Below are 6,789 nucleotides of genomic sequence, written 5' to 3' on the forward strand. Positions count from 1 at the left end.
CCCGGGGCGCGCGCCCCGGGTCCGCCCCGCCTCACGCCTGGCGGCGTGCGGCAATCGCCTCGTACACCATGCCGACGAGCAGGTCGTCGGCGTCCCGCCGCCCGAACTCCGCGGCGGCACGGGACATCTCGTACAGCCGGTGCGGATCCGAGAGCACCGGAAGGACGTTGCCCTGCACCCATTCCGGGGTGAGCGCCGCGTCGTCCACCAGCAGACCACCGCCGGCGTTGACCACCGGCTGGGCGTTGAGCCGCTGTTCGCCGTTGCCGATCGGCAACGGGACGTAGGCGGCGGGCAGCCCGACGGCGGAGAGTTCGGCGACGGTCATCGCGCCCGCACGGCAGAGCATCATGTCGGCCGCGGCGTACGCGAGATCCATCCGGTCCACGTACGGTACCGGGATGTAGGGCGGCATCCCCGGCATGTTGTCGATACGCGGCAATTCGTTCTTCGGTCCGACCACGTGCAGGATCTGGATTCCGGACCGCTGGAGCAGTGGCGCGATCCGTGTGACCACCTCGTTGAGGTGGCGGGCGCCCTGCGAGCCGCCGGAGACGAGCAGTGTCGGCAGGTTGGGGTCGAGTCCGAAGGCGGCACGCGCCTCCGGGCGGACCCGGGCCCGGTCGAGGGTGGCGATCGTCCGGCGCAGCGGGATGCCGATGTAGCGGGCGCCGCGCAGCTTGCTGTCCGGAGTGGAGACGGCGACCCCGTGGGCGTACCGCGAACCGATCTTGTTCGCCAGGCCCGGCCTGGCGTTGGCCTCATGGACGACGATCGGGACCCCGGCGCGCTTGGCCGCGAGGTAGCCGGGCAGGGCGACGTAGCCGCCGAAGCCGACCACGCAGTCCGCCTTGGTGCGCTCCAGGATCTGCTCGGCGGCCTTGATGGTGCCGCGCAGCCGCCCCGGGACGGTGATCAGCTCGGGTGTGGGCTTGCGCGGCAGCGGTACGGCAGGGATCAGTGCCAGCTCGTACCCCCGCTCGGGTACGAGCCTGGTCTCGAGTCCGCGCTCCGTGCCGAGGGCAGTGATTCCCACGGTCGGGTCCTGCCTCCGCAGGGCGTCTGCGAGGGCAAGCGCGGGCTCGATGTGCCCGGCGGTCCCCCCGCCGGCGAGTACGACATGCACCGAAATTCACCGCTCTCCGGACGGACGCTTCGTGACGCGCCGTCTCATCGTCTTCCATCTGACCCCGGGCCTCCGCATGGCCAGGGCCGCTCTCGCCGCAGGGTCCTCCCGTGCGAAGGCAATCATGAGCCCTACCGCGAACATGGTCGGCAGCAGGGCCGAGCCTCCGTAGGAGAACAGCGGCAACGGGACACCGGCGATCGGCAACAGGCCGAGCACCGCACCGATGTTGATCACGGCCTGCGCCGTGATCCAGGTGGTCACGCCTCCCGCTGCGTACCTCACGAAGGGGTCCTCCGTGCGTCCGGCCACGCGGATACCCGCATAGCCTAGAGCCGCGAAGAGGGCCAGCACCGACAGCGTCCCCGCCAGGCCCAGTTCCTCCCCGGTGATCGCGAAGATGAAGTCGGTGTGCGGCTCGGGAAGTTGCCCCCATTTTTCCACACTCGCACCGAGCCCGGAACCGAACCATCCGCCGGACGCGAGAGCGTAGATTCCGTGCACCGCCTGCCAGCAGGAGTCGCCGGGGCCGGGCTCGGACGCGCCGATGCAGCCGAGCCGGGACATCCGGTTGGGGCTGGTCTTGATGAGGAGGAATCCGATGAGGCCGGCGAAGGCGAGCACACCGGCGAAGAGCCTGGTGGGGGCTCCGGCCAGCCAGAGCAGGCCGAAAAGGATCGCGGTGAGGATGATCGCGGTGCCCATGTCGCCGCCGAGCATGATCAGTCCGAGCAGCATGAAGGCGACCGGCACCAGCGGCACCAGCATGTGCTTCCACTGGGCCAGCAGCCGCTTGTCCTGTTTCCGGGCGAGCAGGTCCGCACCCCAGAGGATCAGGGCGAGCTTGCCGAACTCGCTGGGCTGGAGCTGGAAGGGGCCGCCGAGATAGATCCAGTTCTGGTTGCCGTTGACCGACATCCCTATCCCGGGCACCTGGACCAGGACCATCAGGAAGACCGTGCCCGCGAGCAGCGGGTAGGCCAGCGCCCGGTGGAGCTTGACGGGCATCCTGGAGGCCAGCAGCATCAGCCCGGCGCCGATCACGGCGGCGATGAACTGCTTGCGGAAGAAGTACGTACTGGGCCTGGAGAGCTCCAGCGCCTTGATCATCGAGGCGGAGTAGACCATGACGAGGCCGAGGACCGTGATCAGCAGTCCGGCGCCGAGGATCAGGTAGTACGCGGTCAGAGGGCGGTCCCAGGCCCGTCGTGCCCGCTCGTACGTCCGCCGCACCCCGGCCCCGCGGCGCGGCCTGGGGGGTGTGCCCGCTCCACGGCCCCCGCCACTCGGCGCGTGGGGCCGCCGGGAACCGGTGGCGGGCCGGCTCCGCAGGGCGAGCCCGGCGAGGGGCCCGGGGCCCGCGGGCAGCGCTCCGGCGAGCAGGGGCGGGGTGAGCGCCCGGCTGATCGCCGCCCTCGCCCGTGAGCCGTCGGCACCGCGCGCGGCTGAGCTCTCGTCGGCCGGCATTGTCGCTGTCCCCTCCACTGCTCGTGCCCGGGGCTGTCGCCGGGGCGCGGCCCCGGCGGTGCTGCTCGTGACCGGGTCCCCGGACAATCCGGCTCTCCGGGACAGTACGACGCGGGGGCCGGGCCCGTCAGGCGCTCTCGTCGGCGAGTTGGCGGACCGCGTCCGCGAACGCCTCGCCCCGCTTGTTGTAGTTGACGAACATGTCCATCGAGGCGCAGGCCGGGGCCAGCAGTACGGTGTCGCCCGCCCGGGCCAGCCGGGCCGCTTCGAGGACCGCCGCGGACATCGCCCCAGTGTCGGTCCGGTCGAGGTCGACCACCGGTACCTCGGGGGCGTGTCGCGTCAGGGCTTCGCGGATCAGCGCCCGGTCGGCGCCCATCAGCACGACGCCCCTCAGGCGCTTCGCGGCACCGGTGACCAGTTCGTCGAAGGTGGCGCCCTTGGCCAGGCCGCCGGCGATCCAGACGATCGGTTCGTAGGCCGCGAGGGAGGCTTCGGCGGCGTGGGTGTTGGTGGCCTTGGAGTCGTCGATGTACGTGACACCGGCGACGTCTGCGACGTGTTCGATGCGGTGGGCGTCGGGGCGGAAGGCCCGCAGCCCGTCGCGTACGGCGGCGGGCTGCACACCGAAGGCGCGGGCCAGTGCCGCCGCGGCCAGGGCGTTGGCGATGTTGTGGGGGGCCGGCGGATTGACGTCGCCGACCTCGGCGAGCTCCTGGGCCTGCTTCTGGCGGTTGGCGACGAAGGCCCGGTCGACGAGGATGCCGTCGACCACCCCGAGCTGCGAGGGGCCCGGTGTGCCGAGGGTGAAGCCGATGGCTCGGCAGCCCTCCTCGACGTCGGCCTCGCGCACGAGGTCCTCCGTCGCGGCGTCCTGCGCGTTGTAGACGCAGGCGACGCTGTTGCCCTCGTAGATCCGGCCCTTGTCGGCGGCGTAACCGGCCATGGAGCCGTGCCAGTCGAGGTGATCCGGAGCCAGGTTGAGGACGGCCCCGGAGTGGGCGCGCAGCGAAGGCGCCCAGTGGAGCTGGTAGCTGGAGAGCTCGACGGCGAGTACGTCGTACGTCTCGTCGCCGAGCACCGCGTCCAGCAGGGACACGCCGATGTTGCCGACGGCGGCCGTGCGCAGGCCGGCCGCTTCGAGGATCGAGGCGAGCATCCGCACGGTCGTGGTCTTGCCGTTGGTGCCGGTGACCGCGAGCCACGGCGCGGCGTCGGGCCCCCTCAGCCGCCAGGCGAGTTCGACGTCGCCCCAGACGGGGACGTCCGCCTCGGCGGCTGCCTGGAAGAGCGGCTTGCCGGGCTTCCAGCCGGGGGCCGTGACCACGAGCTCGGTGGACTCGGGCAGGGTGTCGCCGTCACCGAGGCGCACGGTGATGCCGAGCGCCTCCAGGTCGGCGGCCTGGGCGCGGGAGCGCTCGTCGTCGCCGTCGTTGACGACGGTGACGAGGGCACCCCGCTCGTGCAGGGCGCGGGCGGCGGGGATACCGCTGACGCCGAGCCCGGCCACCGTGACGTGCTTGCCCTGCCAGTCCACGTTGCTCACTTCTTGGCTGCCCATCCCGCGTAGAAGAGGCCGAGTCCGACGATCACGCACATGCCCTGGATGATCCAGAAGCGGACCACGACAAGGACTTCGGACCACCCCTTGAGTTCGAAGTGGTGCTGGAGCGGCGCCATGCGGAAGACCCGCTTGCCGGTCATCTTGAACGAGCCGACCTGGATGACCACGGACATGGTGATCATCACGAAGAGGCCGCCGAGGAGGGCGAGCAGGAACTCCGTGCGGGAGCAGATCGCCAGGCCGGCGAGCGCGCCGCCGAGGGCGAGCGAACCGGTGTCACCCATGAAGATCTTCGCGGGCGAGGTGTTCCACCACAGGAAGCCGAAGCAGGCGCCCATCAGCGCCGAGGCCACGACCGCGAGATCGAGTGGATCTCGCACTTCGAAACAGGCTTCGGGGTTGGTGAGGGTGGTCGCGTTGGCGCAGGACTCCTGGAACTGCCACAGCCCGATGAAGGTGTACGCGCCGAAGACCATCACCGACGCGCCGGTGGCCAGGCCGTCCAGACCGTCCGTCAGGTTCACGCCGTTGGACATCGCCAGGATCATGAACAGCGCCCAGACGCAGAACAGCACCGGGCCGATCGACCAGCCGAAGTCCTCGACGAACGAGAGCCGGGTGGAGGCCGGGGTGTTGCCGCGGGCGTCCGCGAACTGGAGCGAGAGCACCGCGAAGGCGATGCCGACGATCAGCTGGCCGGCCATCTTGGCCTTCGCCCGCAGACCCAGCGAGCGCTGCTTCACGATCTTGATGTAGTCGTCGAGGAAGCCGACGAGTCCCATCCCGGCCATCAGGAACAGGACGAGGACGCCGGAGAAGCGCATCTCCTCGCCGGTGATCACCTTCGCCAGCACGTACGCGATGATCGTGGCCAGGATGAAGGCGATACCACCCATGGTGGGCGTGCCCTGCTTGCTGCCGTGGGTACGCGGGCCGTCGTCCCGGATGAACTGCCCGTAGCCCTTGCGGGCCAGAAGTTTGATCAGCAGCGGAGTGCCGACCAGGGTCAGGAAGAGCCCTATGGCTCCCGCGAAGAGGATCTGCCTCATCGGACGGCGACCTCGCCCTCGGTCGTCTCCAGCAGTGCCAGGGCGACCTTCTCCAGGCCGACCGACCGGGACGCCTTCACCAGCACGACGTCTCCCGGGCGCAGTTCACTGCGCAACAGGTCGACGGCCGCCTGTGCGTCGGACACGTGCACCGACTCCTCACCCCACGAACCCTCGTTATATGCGCCCAGTTGCAGCCAGGAGGCTTCTCTTCCTCCGACAGCGACGAGCTTGCTGACGTTGAGCCGGACGGCGAGCCGTCCGACGGCGTCGTGCTCGGCGAGCGACGCGTCACCGAGCTCGGCCATCTGACCGAGCACCGCCCACGTGCGCCCCCCGTCTGCCCGTCGGGCCTTGCCCATGGCGGCCAGCGCACGGAGTGCGGCCTTCATGGATTCGGGGTTCGCGTTGTAGGCGTCGTTGACGACCGTCACACCGTCCGGACGCTCGGTGACCTCCATGCGCCAGCGGGAGAGGGTGCCCGCCCCGGAGAGCGCATCGGCGATCTCGGTCACGGACATGCCCAACTCATGGGCGACGGCGGCCGCGGCGAGCGCGTTCGACACGTGGTGCTCACCGTACAGGCGCAAGGTCACGTCGCTGCACCCGGTGGGTGTGTGGAGCGCGAAAGCGGGGCGCCCGTCGTCCGTGAGCCGCACGTTCTCTCCCCGTACGTCCGCATCCGGGGCCTCTCCGAAGAGAAGCACCCGGGCTTTTGTACGGGACGCCATCGCCCGCACGAGCGGGTCGTCGGCGTTGAGGATCGCGGCACCGTCCTCCGGGAGGACCTCGACGAGCTCGCCCTTGGCCTGGGCGATCGCCTCGCGGCTGCCGAACTCCCCGATGTGGGCGCTGCCCACGTTGAGGACGAGGCCGATCCGCGGCGGCGTCAGGTCGGCGAGGTAGTGGATGTGGCCGATGCCCCGCGCACCCATCTCCAGCACGAGATGGCGGGTTTCCGCTGTGGCGCGCAGCGCGGTGAGCGGCAGACCGATCTCGTTGTTGAGGGAGCCGGGCGTCCAGACCGTGGGCGCCTTGCGCTCGAGGAGCTGGGCGATCAGGTCCTTCGTGGACGTCTTGCCCGCCGAGCCGGTCAGCGCGACGACGGTGGTCCCGAGGCGTTCGACGACGGCGCGGGCGAGGGCGCCGAGCGCTGCCACGACATCGTCGACGACGATCGCCGGGGCACCGACGGGGCGGGCGGCCAGCACGGCCACCGCGCCCGCCTCGACGGCGCGCTGCGCGTAGTCGTGGCCGTCGACACGCTCGCCCGCGAACGCGGCGAACAGGGAGCCCTGCAGCACCTCCCGGGAGTCGATGACGACAGGGCCGGTGACGACGACGGACGGGTCCGGTACGTCGTGCGGCTGCCCGTCGACGATTCCGGCGATCTCGGCGAGGGAAAGGGCGATCACTTGGTCATCCCTGACTGTTGTTCTCATGGGTGTGTACGCGGTCCTGAGGGGCGTGCGCGGCGCTCGTGCGTCCCCGTGAGCGCTCGATGGCCTCGCGCAGGACCTTCCGGTCGTCGAAGGGACGTACCACTCCGTGGATGTCCTGCCCCTGCTCATGTCCCTTTCCGG

At 70.6% G+C, this 6,789-nt stretch carries 5 protein-coding genes; all 5 read right to left on the reverse strand.

Translation table 11 applies throughout. From position 1 onward, the window contains the following. Positions 1 to 31: 31 nt before the first annotated feature. The gene (murG, locus tag ACFWFI_RS39540) at positions 32 to 1,126 is read right to left on the reverse strand and encodes an undecaprenyldiphospho-muramoylpentapeptide beta-N-acetylglucosaminyltransferase (RefSeq protein ID WP_104789811.1); all 1,095 of its coding nucleotides are present in this window, start codon (positions 1,124 to 1,126) and stop codon (positions 32 to 34) included. 6 nt (positions 1,127 to 1,132) lie between these two features. Then, complete coding sequence (gene ftsW / locus ACFWFI_RS39545; RefSeq protein ID WP_387400288.1) at positions 1,133 to 2,593, reverse strand: putative lipid II flippase FtsW; 1,461 nt, start codon at positions 2,591 to 2,593, stop codon at positions 1,133 to 1,135. A gap of 127 nt (positions 2,594 to 2,720) precedes the next feature. Next, positions 2,721 to 4,139, reverse strand: a complete 1,419-nt coding sequence (murD, locus tag ACFWFI_RS39550) for a UDP-N-acetylmuramoyl-L-alanine--D-glutamate ligase (RefSeq protein ID WP_387400294.1) — start codon at positions 4,137 to 4,139, stop codon at positions 2,721 to 2,723. Further along, positions 4,136 to 5,206, reverse strand: a complete 1,071-nt coding sequence (gene mraY, locus ACFWFI_RS39555; protein WP_387400290.1) for a phospho-N-acetylmuramoyl-pentapeptide-transferase — start codon at positions 5,204 to 5,206, stop codon at positions 4,136 to 4,138. The genes murD and mraY overlap by 4 nt, the downstream gene beginning before the upstream one ends. After that, on the reverse strand, positions 5,203 to 6,621 hold the full coding sequence (gene murF / locus ACFWFI_RS39560) for a UDP-N-acetylmuramoyl-tripeptide--D-alanyl-D-alanine ligase (RefSeq protein ID WP_387400292.1): 1,419 nt from the start codon (positions 6,619 to 6,621) through the stop codon (positions 5,203 to 5,205). The genes mraY and murF overlap by 4 nt, the downstream gene beginning before the upstream one ends. Positions 6,622 to 6,789: the final 168 nt, after the last annotated feature.

The organism is Streptomyces sp. NPDC060209, assembly GCF_042728155.1.
Classification (GTDB): domain Bacteria; phylum Actinomycetota; class Actinomycetes; order Streptomycetales; family Streptomycetaceae; genus Streptomyces.

Coding starts and splice junctions, on each gene's coding strand:
- mraY (WP_387400290.1), bottom strand. CDS start 5,206: ATGAGGCAGATCCTCTTCGCGGGAGCCATAGGGCTCTTCCTGACCCTG.
- ftsW (WP_387400288.1), bottom strand. CDS start 2,593: ATGCCGGCCGACGAGAGCTCAGCCGCGCGCGGTGCCGACGGCTCACGG.